Origin of the sequence: Serinicoccus chungangensis (genome assembly GCF_001483745.1) — a bacterium.
GTDB classification, from domain to species: domain Bacteria; phylum Actinomycetota; class Actinomycetes; order Actinomycetales; family Dermatophilaceae; genus Ornithinicoccus; species Ornithinicoccus chungangensis_A.
The window spans coordinates 282,127-297,860 of sequence record NZ_LQBL01000031.1 but is presented as its reverse complement, the minus strand read 5'-3'; the positions used below and the strand labels follow the sequence as shown (position 1 = coordinate 297,860).

The following is a 15,734-nucleotide window of genomic DNA, read 5'->3' as shown; positions in this document are numbered from 1 at the left end:
GCCCCAGGGAGATCAGCTGACCACGGACAGGGAGATGAACTGTCCGCCAGCAAGGAGATCTACTGTCCGCCTACAGGGAAGTCCCACTGTCCCTTGACACCGTCGGATCATGGTCGACCTAGTCGTGCCGCATCAGCGCTATCACTCCTCGTTCATCGAGTCCCTTCACGAGTGGGGCGGCCAGCGGCAAGACGGATGCGGCTTGCAAGCCGGTTCAGACGTTGAAACCGCAGCAGGGTTCGCGGCTTAGGTGAGGCACCTGATCGCCTCAGAAACGGACGTCCACTGTCCGGAGCGCCCGACGTGCACCTACCGCTGGCTAGTGCAAGGGGAGGAGTACCTGGGGTCGATCCTCCTGCGGCACACACTCACTCCTGCGTTGACACACAGGGGCGGTCATATCGGTTATGGCGTCCGTCCGTCAGCGAGGCGGCGGGGACTTGCATCGTGGGGTCTTCGCCAGATCCTTCCCATCGCCCGCAACCACAACCTCGACCGAGTCCTTGCTACCTGCTACGAGGACAACACCGCATCGTGGAGGACCATCGAGAGCTGCGGCGGCGTCCTGGAAGACGTCCGCACGAATGACTACGGCCGCCAGTACCGTCGCTACTGGATCGAGACCTAGCCGACCCCGCCTTGCCCGCCCACCGAACTCGCAGGAACAGCCTGCTGGACTCCACTTCCAGGCACACCGAAAACTGTACGATCGGAGTGAACCCTGGAGTCATGTGGTGACATTGAGCCGTGGAACCGATCCAGCGCCGCACCGCACGGGTCATCCCCGTCAGCCCACGGGGGCGGGTGCTCCTCCTGCGTGGTCACGACCCCGCGGTCCCGAACCAGTCCTACTGGTTCACCATCGGTGGCCGGATCGAGCCCGGCGAGACCGCTCGACAGGCGGCCGTGCGCGAAATGCGCGAAGAAGTCGGGATCGTGGTCGACGAGAACGACCTCCGCGGACCGTTCCACGAAGGCGAGCACAACTACTCGTTCGGTGGCCTTGAGTATCACTCGACCTCAGCCTTCTTCACCGTGGCCCTTCCGGAAGACAGCGTGCACCCCATGGGCCTCCCTGGCGAGATCATCACAGAGACACGTTGGTGGAGCCCCGCTGACGTTTGGCACGAGCCGGTCTCCAATCAGCACATCCCACACATCGTCGCCTTGGCGGCAGCGACGACGCGCACCGCCCAGCGACCGCGGGTCGGGTGAGCCGGACCCACGGGGCACCCTGTGCGCCGGTCTGGGCCGTGGGCAGTCGACTCCCTGCGTCGGTGTAGGTCGGCATACTCGGGTAGGTCATGAGGAACCTCTACGTCGTCGCCCACCCCGAGGCCACCCATCACACCGAGGGCCTGGTCGGTGGTTGGTACGACTCCGAACTCACGCCCGAGGTCAGCAGCACGCCGCCGCCATCGCCACCACGATCCGGCGGCTGGTGCCTCACGATGCTCGGGCGGACCTGTTCAGCTCGGACCTGCGACGCACGGCCCAGACAGCCCAGGCCATCGGCAACGTTCTCCACGTCGAACCGGTGCTGTTGCCGGACCTGCGAGAGAAGTCCTACGGCCAAGCCGGTGGGCGCCCAGCGCCGGGTCGCTCATCCTAGACCGGTGGTGGTGGTCCACCATCGCGTACGGCTGGTTCGGTGGAGCCATCGACCCCGACGCCCTGAGCGAGAACACCTTCCGCGATCTCATCGACAGCATCTGGGCGCCCATCCGGGCCGACCGGATCCTGCTGTTCCTCAACCCGTACGAGGACGACATCAACAACAACGACGCCATCGCCCAGGGCTACCGCACCCTGGCACGCGACCACCCCGGCGCGCACCTAGTGCCGGCCCTAGACCCAGGCGCCACCCACGAGTACGTCCTCAGCTTCCTCGTCAACGAAGGATTGGCCAACCCAGCGAACTAGCCCGGTCGACACGCTGGGTTCCGCGACCGCTGGGACGACGGGACGCGCTTGCTGGTCATACGTCGCCTCGGCCTTCACCGGCCGGTCCTCTCAGGGACACCTGCCATCCGTCCAACACCGAGACCTGCGCGGCCGATGAAGGCGCATACTCACGCTGCGAACGCTCCAACGCGATCGACCCGCGCACGACAGCGTCCGCAGGCCACGCCCCTCGGCTGCGGCCGCTTCCACCACGGGCAACGCCCGTCCAGGATCTGCGACAGACGATCGCGAGCAGGGTGGACTTGTCGGCGAAGTGGTGGTAGCGCGCTCCGCCGCGCACACCCGGCCCCCTCGAAGGGCGCTCAGATCCCGAGACGCTGCGTTTCGTCCGTCACTGTGGACCGGGGACGCGAGACGACGTTCGGCACGGAACTCTCCATGTGTGGTGGAGGGGGGACGGCGCGCGTTCCCGATTAATATCATGCCTCTGACCTGGAGTTTTACACATTAGCGCCGTGTTTGGCGAACGAAAAATCATGGCCGTACGGTCTGGGGGATGTCTCTGTTCAGACCATTGGCTGGGTCGTCGTTCCGGCGGCTATTCGTCGGAATGACGACGGCGCGAATCGGCGATGCCATGGCCACCCTCGTGCTGGTCTGGGTGACGCTGCAAGCCCATGGTCCAGCCGCGCTGGGCCTGGTCCTCCTGGTCGCGGCGTTACCCGCGATTGCGATCTCGCCGATCGCTGGCCACCTCGTGACCCGCGTCGGCGTGCGCACCTCGGTCCGTTGGGACAACATCGCCCGAGCCATGGCCGTCCTGGCATTGGCCGCGATCCTCGCAGCCGGCGAGCCGTCAATGACCAGCCTGCTGATCTACGCACTCTTCGCCGGGCTGACCGGCCCAGCTTCAGAGATCGCCCTGGACGCGGCCACACCCGAACTGGTTGACGACGAGCACTTGACCGAGGCCAACGCACTGGTTTCTCTGGTGTGGGATCTCTCCGACCTCGCCGGTCCGGCCACCGCCGGTTTCATCCTGGCTGCTCTCAACGCCCCGTTCGCTTTGATCTTGGTCGCCGGGTGCTACTTGAGCATGGCGCTCCTGGTCCCCACGGTTCCCCTCGAACCCACCACGGCCGATGACGACTCCACAGGCAACGAGAACCCATGCCACGGCGAGACACCCCAGCAGTCCAGCGGGGTACTGACCGGTTTCCGCCTGCTGCTGACCCGATACCGTTCGAGCCTCTACCTCACCCTGGTCAGCCTGTTCGTCCTATTCGCGTCCGGCGCTCAAGAAGTCCTGCTGCCTCTGCTGGTCAGCGAAACCCTCCATGGCGGCCCCGCACAGCTTGGACTGCTCACCAGCATCTTCGCGGCCTCCACCCTCGTCGGGACAGCCCTGATCAGCCCCCGCGTCGCAGACCTCCCCGTCCGGCCCGTGGTGATCGTCTCCCTGCTCATCCGTGGCACCGGCCTTGCACTGCTCGGCGGTGCACGCAGACTCTCAGTGGCGGCAGCCGCTGGCGCAGGAGCAACTCTCGCCGACGGACCCCTCTACCCCGTCATCAGAACAGCCCAGCAGCGACTCATCCCCGTCCACCACCGCCCCCTGATCGCCGGCGCCCGGGGCGCCATCGGCATCGCCGGCTACCCCCTCGGAAACGCCATCGGAGGGCTCCTCGGAGCACACCTCGGACCCACGAACGCCATCTTGACCATCGCCGTGCTCCATGTCATCCCCATCGCCGCGCTCGCGCTCAGTCGCCGACCGCTCACGCCACCTCGCCGCAACTCAAGGCGCCTCTGACCAATAGCCGCCAAACTCCACGGACTCGCCATTCTCGCCAGCCCGCCAGATCAGCCTTCGAGCACACAACACACATCGCTCGGGTGGGATGTGGCTCCCGGTGTCCCGCGTGCCAGCCCAGGATACCGACAAGATGCCGGGACGAAGCGAGGCACACACCCATCAGACCACTGACTTGGTTTGTACAAACATCCGTTTGTGTTACTGTGCACCGCAGGAGGTTTCACATGAACGACCTCGCACCCGAGTTGGACCGAACGTTCCACGCACTAGCGGACCCGAACCGCCGCGCCATACTGTCGGCCGTCCGCCATGAGCGGCGCGCGGTCGGCGAGATCGCAGACGCACTGGGGCTGTCGCAGCAGATCGTGTCGCACCACCTGAAAGTGCTGCGTGCAGCTGGGCTGGTGACCGGGGCCCGTTCCGGCACCCGCCACCTGTTCGCCGTGCGCGTGCAAGGACTCGCCGTCGGCAAGGGATTCTTCGACGACTTCTGGCCAGAACGGTTGACTGCGCTCAAGCGCGCGGTGGAGTCGTCCGCGGTGAGCAGTGATGACTGAGCACCGTACGTCCATCGAGATCGAGGCGGCTCCAGAGGTCGTCTTCGAGTACCTGGTGACGGATACCGGGATGACGTCATGGATGGGCCAGTGGGCATCACTTGACCCGGTGCCCGGCGGAACGTTCGCCGTCGACATCGCTGGTCACCCCGCACGCGGGATGTTCCTCGAAGTTGATCGACCTCGACGGGTCACAGTCTCATGGGGATTCGCAGGCAACGACAGCTTGCCCCCAGGCTCGTCGACCGTGTCCTTCGAGCTGACGCCGATCAGCGCCGGAACCCGGGTCGAGGTTGTCCACACCGACCTGCCCGAGGATCACGTTCTCGGTCACGCACAGGGCTGGAGTCACTTCCTGCTCCGCCTCACACGGGCTGCCACAGGTGAGCAGCTCCCACCCGACACCTGGCAACCCGCACCGTAAGGCACCACCCACTACCCGAAGAGAGTCACCATGTCGGACCTGGAAAAAGATGCACTGTCAACTGTCGAGGCGTATCACAATGCCTGGACCAGCGGTGACGTCGACCGAGCCATGACCTATGTCTCGGCCGACGTGACATGTTCAGCCCCGGACGAGAACGTCACGACAAAGGGCGACTGGCACGAGTACCTCGCCAGCTTCGTACCGATGCTGACGGGCGCACCCGAGCACACCCGGATGACGGATCGGGGCCGTGTGGCGCTGTGGTACTTCCCGCAGACCGAGGTGACGACAACGACACTGGCGAGTGAGCTGTTCACCGTGCGGGATGGAAAGATCGTCGAGATCCGCCTTGCCTTCGACCGCCTCGGCTACATCCCGGGGGATCAGCAGCCGTCATGACGCGAGCCCCCTCTCTGGCCCGGACCCGCGCTGATCGACCGGATCCGGGGCTCGCTTCCGGTATGGCACGTACGCGAGGTTGCGCATGCTCGGCGGCATTGGGCGGTCGTCGCACGCCACGCTGCTGGACTCCGCACCGCCCGGAGGATCTGGCGCCGTCCGAACCATGGCGCGCCACGGTGGTCAAGTCTCAGAATCCTCACCCAGCGCCAGTCTCATTCTCCGCGTCAAGTCCACGGCCCAGTCTCAGATCCGCTCGTGCTGGACAGCCCGCGCAGGGGCCGCGCTCCGGCCCCGGCGCCTCACCGGCCGCTCGTCCGGCGCGAGCGCAGCGCGCCGCGGGCCAGGGCCAGCAGCGAGCGCAGGTCGCGCTGCCCGCCGTAGATCGTCATCGCCCGGTGCTCGCCGTAGTCCGCGATCTGCTCGACGGCCCGCAGCAGGTCCATGTCCTCCTCGGTGATGGTGAAGTCGACCTCGGTGTTGGCCCGCAGGTGCGCCGGGTCGGCCGACTTCGGCAGCGGCACCAGCCCGAGCTGCAGGCAGTAGCGGATGGACAGCTGCGGCACGCTCACGGCATACCGCTGCGCGACCCGCGCGACCTCCTCGTTCCTCAGCAGCTCGCCGTGCGCGACGGGGGAGTAGGCCTGGACGAGGATGCCGCGGTCCTCGCACCAGCGGATCAGCTGGTGCGGGGTGTTGCTGATGTGCGCCAGCACCTGGTTGACCATGGGCGCGACGGTGCATCCCTCGAGGATGTTGTCGACATCGGCGACCTCGAAGTTCGACAGGCCGATGGCCCGCACCTTGCCGGCCGCGAGCGCCTCCTCCAGCGCCCGCCAGACCTGCCGGTTCTCCTCGAGGTAGCGCTCCTCGCCACCGAACCTCCGCCAGGGCGTCGGGCTGTGGACGAGCACGAGGTCCAGGTGGTCCAGCCCGGTCCGGCGCAGCGAGGAGTCGATGCCGTCCCGGGCCGCGTCGTGGGTCTTCGCCCCGGCGTCGACCTTGGTCGTGACGAAGACCTCGTCCCGCGGCACGCCGCTGCCGCGCACCGCCCTGCCCACGCCCTGCTCGTTGCGGTAGGCGGGGGCCGTGTCGACGTGCCGGTAACCGAGGCGGAGCGCCTCGCCGACCGCCGGCACGACGTCCGTGTCGCTGATGAACCAGGTGCCGAGCCCGAGCCGGGGGATGGTGACCCCGTTGGCCAGGGTCGACGTCTCCTGCAGGATCATGCGCCTCGCCTCCTTCGCCCGGTGCGGACGGGTCTACTCTTCCTCATGTCGGCACGCGCCGTCGGTCGGACCGACCGGGTGCCTGCGGCATCCTCGGTGGCGCGGCGAAGGGACCGGTATGAAGCTCCTGCTCACCTCGGGCGGGGTCACCAACCCCAGCATCGAGCGGGCCCTCGTCTCCCTCCTCGGCAAACCCGTCGCGGAGTCGAGCGCGCTGGCGATCCCGACCGCGACCTACGGGCACCCGATGTGCGACCCCGGGAACGCCTGGCGCTTCCTCTCCGGAGAGTCTCCGTCTCCGATGTGCGACCTGGGGTGGGCCTCGCTCGGCGTGCTCGAGCTCACCGCGCTGCCCAGCCTGCCCCGCGAGCGCTGGGTGCCCTGGGTCGAGCAGGCGGACGCCCTGCTGGCGGACGGCGGTGACGCGGCCTACCTCGCCCACTGGATGCGCGAGTCCGGGCTCGCCGACCTCCTGCCGACGCTGACGGACACCGTGTGGGTCGGGCTCAGCGCGGGCAGCATGGTCCTGACCCCCGGATCGGTGAGCCGTTCGTCACCTGGCGTCCCGACGGCTGGAGCGACCGGACCCTGGGCGTCGTCGACTTCTCGATCTACCCGCACGTCGGGATGAACCCGATGGAGGGAGCCGACCGGTGGGTGGCGCCGCTGAGCGTGCCCGCCCACGCCCTGGACGACCAGAGCGCGGTCCAGGTGGTCGACGGCGAGGTGACGGTCGTCTCCGAGGGGGTCTGGCGGCACCTGCCCGCGGTCGACGGTGCGCGCGGGGACGAGCGGAGGCGCGAGGAGGACCACGGGGCGACCCCGGTGCCGGAGGAGCCGTCCGCCCCGCGCGAGTTCCGGGGGCAGGACCTGAGCGGAGCCCGCTTCGTCGGGTGCTCGCTGTCCGGTGCCGTGATGCGCGCCGTCGACGTCGACGGCGCCGAGATCGACGCCCCCTGGCTGCTGGAGGGCGAGGGCACGCTGCTGGTCAACGGGGTCGACGTCGCGCCGCTGGTCGACGCCGAGCTCGACCGGCGCTTCCCCGGCCGGGCGTTGCGCCGGGCCGCGGACCCGGACGGGCTCCGGGCGGCGTGGGCCGCGCTGGAGACCGCCTGGGCGGGGGCGGTCGCGCGTGCCGAGGGGATGCCGCCCGGCACCGTCGAGGTCAGCGTCGCCGGGGAGTGGAGCTTCGCCCAGACGCTGCGCCACCTCGTCATGGCGACCGACACCTGGCTGCGCGGGGCCGTGCTCGGCCTGCCCGCCCCGTACCACCCGATCGGTCAGCCGAACGCCGAGTACGCCCTGGACGGGCACGACCCCTCGGTCTTCCACGAGACCGACCCGAGCTGGGAGCGGGTGCTGCAGGTCCGGGCCGAGCGGGTGGCGATGGTCCGCGCCCACCTCGCCACGGTCACGGCGGACGACCTCGAGGTACCGCGGCGCACCCCGTGGGCACCGGCCTACCCCGAGTCGACGCTCTCGTGCCTGCGCACGATCGTCGAGGAGGAGTGGGAGCACCTGCGGTTCGCGCAGCGCGACCTCGACGTCATAGACGCCAGGACGTGAGCAGTCTCACGTGCTGAGCCGTCGACGCTGCTCAGCGGGGTGTGCGGCAGCTTCCTGACCGGAGTCTGACCGGAGTCTGACCGTGGACAGGTTGCGTCGTCCAGGTTGCCCCGTCACTGTGGAGGGGCCGCGGGGGAGCCTGCGGCGGTCCCCCTGTACTCCACTTCCCCTGAGGTTCCACCATGAAGCACCGTGCCATCCGCAAGCCCCGCCTGGGCGCGCTCGCCCTCGCCACCGGCCTCACCGGCCTGACCGGCGTCGTGTCCGCCGGGTCCGCCCAGGCCGCCAGCGGCGAGACCTGGGACGCCGTCGCCCAGTGCGAGTCCGGCGGCAACTGGAGCATCAACACCGGCAACGGCTACTACGGCGGCCTGCAGTTCGTGCAGAGCACCTGGGAGGGTTTCGGCGGCACCGAGTACGCGCCGCGCGCCGACCTCGCGACGCGGGCTCAGCAGATCGCGATCGCCGAGAACGTCCTGGCGGTCCAGGGCCCCGGCGCCTGGCCCGTGTGCTCCGTCGAGGCCGGCCTGACCGCCGGTGGCCCCGCTCCGGCGGAGCCCGCTCCGGCCGAGCCCGCCCCGGCCGAGCCGCAGCCCGCGGAGCCCCAGCAGCTGGCCCAGCCCGAGCCCGCGCAGCCCCAGCAGGCGGAGACGGCCCCGCAGCAGGCCGCGCCGCAGGAGCCGGTGCAGCAGGCCGCCCCCCAGCAGGCGCCGGCCGCCGACCTCGCCGAGCACGTCATCGCCAGCGGGGAGACCACCGCTAGGATCGCGCGCCACCACGGCACCACGGTCACCGAGCTGGTGGGGATCAACGACCTCGCCCACGGCGGCGCGCTGATCTACGCCGGCGACGTCATGCTCGTGCCGGCGGGAGGAACGCCCACGGCCGCGCAGAGCTACACCGTGCAGCACGGTGACACGCTGTCGGAGATCGCCGCGCAGCACGGTACCGACGTGCACACCCTGGCGGCGGCCAACGACCTGGACGACCCGGACCTCATCATCGCGGGCCAGACCCTGTCGGTCGGCTGACGGAGGGCTGACCCACGCACGGTGGCCCGGACCCCGGCCCGCTCGCTCACGCGACGGGTCGGGGTCCGGGCCACCGGCATACGCGGGGTCCGGAATCCGGGATCAGGCCGCGCAGGCCTCCTCGAGCTCGGTCTGGGCCGCCTCGGAGTCGGACACGTCGACGTCGGGGATCGCGATGACGTCCTCGGTCCGGGTCCCCTCCTCGACGACGGCGTCGTTGACCTCCTCGAAGGGCGCGTTGATGCGCTCCAGGAGGGCCGCGTGGTCCTCGTCCGCCTCCTCGGCCAGCGTCATGAGACGGCCGGAGAGCAGCGTCACCTCCGAGAAGGCGACCGGGTCGAGGTCGTCGCCGGAGCCGACGACGTCGCGCTGGGTGGCCGCGCGCTCCGCGAGCGGGGTCCCCTGGCCGGCGAAGAAGCCCTGGCAGGCGGGGTCGTCCGAGACGGCCATGCCCTCCTCGCCCGACTGCATCGCGTCGTCCCCGTTCTCGGCGCTCTCCTCCTGGGACGAGCTCTCAGGGGTGGTGCCCGCGTCCTCGTCCTCGGCCGAGCAGGCGCCGGTGAGGACAGCCAGGCTCATCACGGTGGCCATGGTCAGGGCACGTCGCATCAGATCATTCCTCCTTGCGTGGATGGTCGCCGTCCGACATGGACGACGCGAACCGCCCGTCCCGGGCCCCCCGGCCCCGTCACGCGCGAGGACCCATCCTGCCTCATCGGTCCCGGCGCGGCGCGACCGGGTGGCGCCGGGGCGGGGGCTACCAGCCCTGGGTGCCCGCCGCCCCCTTGAACGGCCCGCGCACCCTCGAGGTGATCCACCCGCCGTAGAAGTCGCCCTCCTGCGGCTGCACCCGCTCGTCGTCGACGTAGCAGCCGTCCGCCGGGTCGGTCGCGCCGTCGATGGCGCTGGGCATGACGGCGGCGTAGTCGGCGATCTCGCGGAAGGCGGGGGTCGGGTCCGGGTAGGTCCACGCCGCCCGGCTCAGCCGGGTGCCGTCCACGACGAGGTCGAAGTAGGTCGCCGACCCCTTGAACTCGCAGGTCGTGCGGCGGTTGTCGCGGGCCGGCTGCAGGACGCCGGTGACGAAGGCCCCGAGCGGCAGGTAGTAGGTCGGCGGGTGCGAGGTCTCCAGCACCCGGATCGCCGCGACGGTCTCGGCGATCGTCTGCCCGCCCACCCGGATGACGACGTGCTCCCCCCCGGAGGTGTCCACGGCCGGGGGTCGCGGGTAGTCCCAGACGGACTCGGTCTGTGCAGACATACCCCGACCATAGGGCGGGTGGCCCACCGCGACCAAGGGGTAGCTTCTCAGCCGGCCGGGGTGAGGACCCCGGCGAGCGCCGCGGCCAGAGGGTCGGCGAGCTCTTGGGAGCGGGTCCGGCTGAGGTGGTTGCCGTCGGCCCAGACGAGCGTGGAGCCGTCCACCGCGGGGCACCACCCGTCCGGGCAGAGCTCGTCGTTGAGGTCGACGAGCCCCACCTGCGGGGTCTGCTCCAGCGCGAGTCGCACCGGGGGTGAGACCGGGGCCAGCGCCTGCTCCAGCGGCTCGCCGCACGCCGAGACCTCCTCCAGGTGCCGGGCGACGCACTCCGGCGGGTCCTGCTCGAAGCGGGGGGTCGGTGCCATGGTCAGGACCGGTGCTCCGGCGGCGCCGAGGCGCTCCCAGGCCCGGGCCAGGCCGTCGGCCATGTGCGCGTGCCCGTCCTCGGAACGGATCACCTCGCCGTCGACCCACAACCGGGGGATGGGCACCTGGGCCGTGAGGACCGCGGCGGGCGGGTCGGCGACGACCGTCTCGGTCACCTCGCTCAGCCAGGTCGGGCAGTCCTCGCGCGGGTCCCTCCCGGCCATGGGGACCACGTCCGCCGCCGGGCAGGACGTCCTCGCCACCAGCTCCACGCGCCACCCGTGCCGAGCGCCGGCCGCCGCGAGGGCCGGCATCCACATGACCGCGTGCGAGTCGCCGACCAGGACCACCCGGGTGTCGCTGTCGACGTCGCCGTCCACGCACACCGTGGCCAGGTCTGCCCCGTCGAGCGCGGCGCAGCCGTCGTAGAAGGGGGCGTAGACGTCCTCCCGCGCGGATGCCGGAGCCGGCTGTAGCTGCTGAGCCTGCGCAGGGACGGTCGACAGCGCCCCGCCCGGCGTCAGGGTCACCGTCGCCACGAGGACCGCGACGACTCCCGCGGCGCAGGCGAGGGCATACCCGCTGACCGAGCGGAGGAGCGCGCGGGCGGTGGCCCGCACCGGCGCCCGGGGGATCCGCCCGCGGAAGGGTGTCTCGACGTAGCGGTAGGACAGCCAGGCGACCGGGAGGGTGAGGGTCAGGACCAGCAGGCCGACGCCCCAGGGCAGCGTGTCCGCGCCGACCACCGCGGTGGCCGCGACGAGCAGCGGCCAGTGCCAGAGGTAGAGCGAGTAGGACACGTCACCGAGCCACTGCGCCGGCCGCAGGCCCAGGCAGTGGTGGACCACGCCACCGGCGCGGACGAAGGGGCCCCCGAGCAGGACGGCCACCGTGCCGAGCGTCGGCGCCAGCGCGGCAGTCCCGGGGAAGGCCGTCGTCGCGTCGAGCACGACCGCGGAGCCCAGCACGGCGCCGAGCCCCAGGAGGACGAGCGCGGTCGCCGTGCGGGGGCCCGGGTGCCGCGCGGCCCACCACGGCCACAGGGCACCGAGGACCGCGCCGAGCGCGAGCTCCCAGACGCGGGTGGTCGTGACGAAGTAGGCGCGGCCGGGGTCCGCCTGCGACAGCCAGGCCGACCAGGCCAGGGAGAGCGCCCCGGCGAGACCTGCGACGAGCGCCACCCGGCCCGCGGCCGACCCGCGTCCGCGCCGGACCGGCGCCGCGACCACCAGGGCCAGCACCACGGGCCACACGAGGTAGAACTGCTCCTCGACGCCCAACGACCAGAAGTGCTGCAGGGGGGAGGGGGCCGCGTCCGCCACCAGGTAGTCGACGGAGCGGTCCGCCAGCCGCCAGTTGACGAGGTAGACGGCGCTCGCGCCGATGTCGCCGGCGATGTCGCGCCACCGGGTGCTGGGAAGCAGGGCGACCGTGATGAGCGCCACTCCGAGGACCGCCACCGCCGCCGCCGGCAGCAGCCGGCGGGCCCGCCGCAGCCAGAACCGGGGGAGGTCGAGCCGGCCTTGCTCACGGATCTCGACGAGCAGGATCCGGGTCATGAGGAAGCCGGAGACGACGAGGAAGACGTCGACCCCGACATACCCCCCCGTCAGCCCCGGAAGCCCCGCGTGCCACAGCAGCACCAGCACGACGGCGACCGCCCGGAGGGTCTGGATGTCTGCGCGCATCGAACCGGTGTCCCCGCCTCCTCGTGGTCCCCGCGCATCCTACGCCCGGGCGCTACGCTGCCCGGATGAGCGATCGCGGACGCCGTGTGTCGGCCGGCCTCGACAAGGTCCGGAACCTGCTCGGCCGGTCCCGGTCGGCGCAGGACGAGCCCCGGGTGCGGGCCCTGCCCGACCCCGGTGAGAGCCCCGTCGGCGAGCTGCCGCTCACGCCGGAGTCGCGCAGGATCGGCGAGGCGGAGCGGGCCCGGATCGACGCCGGCCTGGCCGCGGTGGCGGCGGACGGCGTGGACGTCGACGACCTGGCGTCCATCAGCGCCGGCCTGGACCGCGAGCTCGCGGCGTGGCTCGCGGCGCGGGGGGCGGACGGGCACCACGACGAGGTCGTGGAGCGGTATGCCGTGGCCGTCGGCGAGCACCTGCACCGCCACACCGACCTGGCCTGGGAGGTCGTCACCGACGTCTTCGGGACCGACCTCGCCGTCGCCGCGGGCGACTTCGTCGTCGTCCCCTCCAACCTCGTGGCCGTCCGCTGGATGCGGCGCGAACGCGCCTGGGTCCGGCAGGTCGTGGGGCACATCGTCGAGGTCCGCAGCCGCTGACCCCGGGACGCCCCCTGCCCCCTGCCCTCAGCCCTCGTCAGCCGGGGGGACGGGCCCGCGCGAGGCCGTGGCCTTCTCCCGGCCGGTGACCTTCTGCAGCTGGCGGAAGACCCAGGCCGTGGCGACCTCGCGGCCGGTGGCGACGTACTCGACGGCCGAGTCGTGGAAGACCGTGGAGCGGACCACCGCCAGGTCGAGCTCGCGGCCCAGCAGCAGCAGCGTGTCGCCCTCCTTGAGCTTCTCGTCCATGCCCGGGGTGAAGACGCGGCGTCCGGCGCGCACCAGCACCGCGGGGTAGACGGCCAGCCGCACGTCGCGCTCGTCCGGGTCGCGCACCAGGTCGCCGAGCGTCAGCTCGTGCTCGTTCAGCCACCGCACCACGGCCGGGGCGCTCGTGAAGTCGAGGTCCAGGCGGGTGGAGATCGGGGTCTCGTCCCCCACCACGGCGACGATCTCGTCCATGACCCGGCGGTCCCACTCGTCGTCCTCGTGCAGGACGTGGTCGATGAAGCTCCAGTAGTTCGGCGAGGTGATCCGGGCGACCGCCTCTCTGGCGAGCAGCTCGGTGGGGATGAAGACCGAGTCGGCGTCGAAGGCCTGCAGCGGTGCCGCGTTGACGGCGGAGTTCTGCCGGACGGCGATGAACAGCTGGTCGTTCTCGATGCGGGCGTGCGCGGCGTTGGCCATGTTGACGATGTCGGACTCGGCGCCGGCGATGAACCCCACCGCATCGGAGACGTCGGGTCGGCCGTCCGCGGGGTCGACGAGGATGACGTCCAGCCCGGCGCTCTCGAGGTCCCGCGTCACCTCGAAGCCGAAGGTGCCGTCCGCGCAGACCACCCACTGCCCGTCGGTGAGGTGGGAGAGCCGGTGCGGCAGGTTCGAGCCGCGCTTGCTCATGAGCCAGGAGGCCAGCCGGAACCCGGCCGGGCGGCGCAGGGCCATGACGAGGTAGGCGCCGTAGCGGTCGAAGGGGTTGATGATGACGTCGGCGGCGAAGTCGTGCATCTGCTGGGCGTGCTCGCGGTCGCTGCAGCGGGCGATGACCATGAGCTCGGGCCGCAGCAGGTTGACCGACATGACGACCGAGAGGTTCGTCTCGTCGCTGTCGGTGAGGGCGAGCACCGCCTCGCAGCGGTCGTGGCCGAGGCCCGCCAGGCCGAGCATGCGCGGGTCCCGACCGCTCGCCGCGAAGCCGGGGTGGTCGCTGGAGTAGCCGTCGAGCGCGAGCTGCTGGACCCGTTCCGGGTCCTCGTCGAGGATGACGAAGTCGCGGCCCTGGTCCTCCAGCGCCCGGCAGACCGCCTCGCCGGCCTGGCCGTAGCCGACGACGAGGACGAAGGGGTTCTGGAGGCTGCGGACCTTGCGGCCGAAGCGCTGCAGCCGGATCGCCTGGCGGAAGGTCTGCTCCTGCGACAGCGACAGCAGGGCACCGATGCTGTAGGACCAGGCGATGACGCAGGCGTAGATGGTCGCGGTGACCCACAGCCGTTGCGCGTAGCTGAACTCGTGCGGCACCTCGCCGTAGCCGATGGTCAGGCCGGTGTAGCTGATGACGTAGAAGCTGTCGAAGATGGCCAGCCGCTCCGGGTTCTCCTCGGTGCCCGGCATCATGCTCAGCCCGAAGGTCATGATCGCGAAGACGCTGACGATGACGACCAGCGGCGTGCGCATGCGGCGCAGGACGAGGAAGACCGCGTCGGTGGTCGGCAGCTCCATCGGCACGTCGACGCGGTAGCGGCGCAGCGAGTCCGGGCGCGGCCGGGCCGGCTTGCCGCGGCCGAGGAGCTGGAGGAGGTTGGCCATCGTGGTGGCGCCGCTCAGCGGCGGCGGTAGGAGACCGTCTCCACGACGAGCAGGACGATGGAGACGATGTTGGCGAGCAGCGCGCCGGCCGCGATGGAGACCACGCTGCTCATGTGCTGCCCGGTCAGCCCGCCCGGGTCGACGTGCCGGGCCCAGATCCACACGAGCGCGGCGACGATGAGCTGGATGCTGGCGACCAGGGAGGTGGCCAGGTGGACCGCACCGATCTGGGTGCGGTCGCCGAACTTCAGGATGGTCGCGATGATGTTGACCACCACCGCGGCGTACAGCTCGTAGACGTTGTGCAACCCCGGGTTGTCGATGTCGCCGAGGACGTACCCGAAGTTCAGGGTCGCCGCCAGCAGGACGAAGAAGCCGAACACGACTTTCTCAAGGTTCACAGCCACGACGATAACGCCGCAGGTCCGTCGGTGCCGCCTCCTAGGCTGCAGGGCATGGAACTCGACGAGGCGGGGGCGCTGGCCCGGGGGCTGATGAGGGAGCACGGTCTGGCGGGCTGGGGGTTCGGCTTCGACCGGGCCAAGGTCCGGGCCGGGGCGTGCCACTGGACCGACCGGAGGATCACCCTGAGCCGGGCGATCACGGCGGTGCAGGACGAGGCGCAGGTGCGCGAGACGGTGCTGCACGAGGTCGCGCACGCGCTCGTCGGCCCCGGCCACGGGCACGATGGGGTATGGCGTGCCCGCGCCCGGTCCCTCGGCGCGACCGGGGAGCGGTGCTACACGGTGGGGGCGGAGGGGCCCGTGGTGCCCGGCCGCTGGCAGGGGCGCTGCACCGCCGGCCACCTGGTCCACCGCCACCGGCGACCGACGCGGGTGCTGGTCTGCACCCGCTGCCGGGGGCTGCCCGTCCGCGAGCGGGTCATCGGCTGGAGGGTCGACGGACGCGACGTCGACCCCGCCGAGCTGGGTCCGCACGTCGCCGCCACCCTGAGCCGGCTGGACAGGTTGACGTAGCGTCCGGCACGCGGGCGGAGGTGGCCGTGACAGCGGCGGTTCCGTGACCAAAGCGTGACCTCTCCGGGGCTGATCGGGCGCCGCTACTGCGCTAGGTTTCGAGAGAG

Annotated in this window: 17 protein-coding genes and 1 pseudogene; 12 read left to right on the top strand and 6 right to left on the bottom strand. The window is 71.0% G+C overall.

Annotation, left to right across the window (positions count from 1 at the left end):
• The first annotated feature begins 250 nt into the window (after positions 1-250).
• From AVL62_RS17955 to AVL62_RS14185, 7 genes are all read left to right on the top strand, one after another.
• A complete protein-coding gene (locus tag AVL62_RS17955) occupies positions 251-628 on the top strand; it encodes a GNAT family N-acetyltransferase (RefSeq protein WP_327282410.1) in 378 nt (125 codons plus the stop codon).
• A 119-nt stretch (positions 629-747) separates the two neighbouring features.
• The gene (locus tag AVL62_RS14205) at positions 748-1,215 is read left to right on the top strand and encodes an NUDIX hydrolase (RefSeq protein WP_058892294.1); all 468 of its coding nucleotides are present in this window, start codon (positions 748-750) and stop codon (positions 1,213-1,215) included.
• A gap of 154 nt (positions 1,216-1,369) precedes the next feature.
• On the top strand, positions 1,370-1,612 hold the full coding sequence (locus tag AVL62_RS18255; RefSeq protein WP_201023280.1) for a histidine phosphatase family protein: 243 nt from the start codon (positions 1,370-1,372) through the stop codon (positions 1,610-1,612).
• Between the two features lie 849 nt (positions 1,613-2,461).
• Positions 2,462-3,718 carry an MFS transporter gene (locus tag AVL62_RS14200; protein WP_083518970.1) on the top strand — a complete coding sequence of 419 codons (1,257 nt, stop codon included), beginning with the start codon at positions 2,462-2,464 and terminating at the stop codon, positions 3,716-3,718.
• A gap of 227 nt (positions 3,719-3,945) precedes the next feature.
• Positions 3,946-4,278: an ArsR/SmtB family transcription factor gene (locus AVL62_RS14195; protein WP_058892292.1), complete on the top strand. Its 333-nt coding sequence runs from the start codon at positions 3,946-3,948 to the stop codon at positions 4,276-4,278.
• Positions 4,271-4,702 (top strand): SRPBCC family protein, encoded by a 432-nt coding sequence (locus AVL62_RS14190; protein WP_058892291.1) that lies wholly within the window; start codon positions 4,271-4,273, stop codon positions 4,700-4,702. Before AVL62_RS14195 ends, AVL62_RS14190 begins: the two co-directional genes overlap by 8 nt.
• A gap of 30 nt (positions 4,703-4,732) precedes the next feature.
• Positions 4,733-5,104: a nuclear transport factor 2 family protein gene (locus tag AVL62_RS14185; protein ID WP_058892290.1), complete on the top strand. Its 372-nt coding sequence runs from the start codon at positions 4,733-4,735 to the stop codon at positions 5,102-5,104.
• A gap of 302 nt (positions 5,105-5,406) precedes the next feature.
• Here the strand turns inward: AVL62_RS14185 and AVL62_RS14180 are convergent, their stop codons facing one another.
• A complete protein-coding gene (locus AVL62_RS14180; RefSeq protein ID WP_058892289.1) occupies positions 5,407-6,333 on the bottom strand; it encodes an aldo/keto reductase in 927 nt (308 codons plus the stop codon).
• Positions 6,334-6,451: 118 nt separating this feature from the next.
• On the opposite strand from AVL62_RS14180, the pseudogene AVL62_RS14175 reads away from it, so the two are divergent.
• The 3 genes and pseudogenes from AVL62_RS14175 to AVL62_RS18140 form a co-directional block, all read left to right on the top strand.
• Positions 6,452-7,101 (top strand): annotated as a pseudogene (locus AVL62_RS14175) (Type 1 glutamine amidotransferase-like domain-containing protein); the annotation flags it as partial.
• A 147-nt stretch (positions 7,102-7,248) separates the two neighbouring features.
• Positions 7,249-7,899: a DinB family protein gene (locus tag AVL62_RS18080; RefSeq protein ID WP_083518980.1), complete on the top strand. Its 651-nt coding sequence runs from the start codon at positions 7,249-7,251 to the stop codon at positions 7,897-7,899.
• Positions 7,900-8,081: 182 nt separating this feature from the next.
• A complete protein-coding gene (locus AVL62_RS18140; protein ID WP_058892288.1) occupies positions 8,082-8,930 on the top strand; it encodes a transglycosylase family protein in 849 nt (282 codons plus the stop codon).
• Positions 8,931-9,032: 102 nt separating this feature from the next.
• Here the strand turns inward: AVL62_RS18140 and AVL62_RS14160 are convergent, their stop codons facing one another.
• From AVL62_RS14160 to AVL62_RS14150, 3 genes are all read right to left on the bottom strand, one after another.
• A complete protein-coding gene (locus tag AVL62_RS14160; protein ID WP_058892287.1) occupies positions 9,033-9,539 on the bottom strand; it encodes a hypothetical protein in 507 nt (168 codons plus the stop codon).
• Positions 9,540-9,687: 148 nt separating this feature from the next.
• Entirely contained in the window at positions 9,688-10,191 is a 504-nt protein-coding gene (locus AVL62_RS14155) for a DUF427 domain-containing protein (protein ID WP_058892286.1), read from the bottom strand.
• Between the two features lie 47 nt (positions 10,192-10,238).
• Positions 10,239-12,245, bottom strand: coding sequence for an acyltransferase family protein (locus AVL62_RS14150; protein ID WP_058892285.1), 2,007 nt, complete (start codon positions 12,243-12,245; stop codon positions 10,239-10,241).
• Between the two features lie 65 nt (positions 12,246-12,310).
• Between AVL62_RS14150 and AVL62_RS14145 the strand changes: the two genes are divergently transcribed.
• Positions 12,311-12,844, top strand: coding sequence for a DUF3806 domain-containing protein (locus AVL62_RS14145; protein ID WP_153011805.1), 534 nt, complete (start codon positions 12,311-12,313; stop codon positions 12,842-12,844).
• A gap of 27 nt (positions 12,845-12,871) precedes the next feature.
• On the opposite strand, the gene AVL62_RS14140 is transcribed toward AVL62_RS14145, so the two are convergent.
• Together AVL62_RS14140 and AVL62_RS14135 are read right to left on the bottom strand one after the other, a co-directional pair.
• Complete coding sequence (locus tag AVL62_RS14140) at positions 12,872-14,650, bottom strand: potassium channel protein (protein WP_058892283.1); 1,779 nt, start codon at positions 14,648-14,650, stop codon at positions 12,872-12,874.
• 14 nt (positions 14,651-14,664) lie between these two features.
• Positions 14,665-15,051, bottom strand: coding sequence for a DUF6394 family protein (locus AVL62_RS14135; protein ID WP_058892282.1), 387 nt, complete (start codon positions 15,049-15,051; stop codon positions 14,665-14,667).
• 54 nt (positions 15,052-15,105) lie between these two features.
• Between AVL62_RS14135 and AVL62_RS14130 the strand changes: the two genes are divergently transcribed.
• Complete coding sequence (locus AVL62_RS14130) at positions 15,106-15,627, top strand: SprT-like domain-containing protein (protein WP_058892281.1); 522 nt, start codon at positions 15,106-15,108, stop codon at positions 15,625-15,627.
• Positions 15,628-15,734 lie beyond the last annotated feature (107 nt).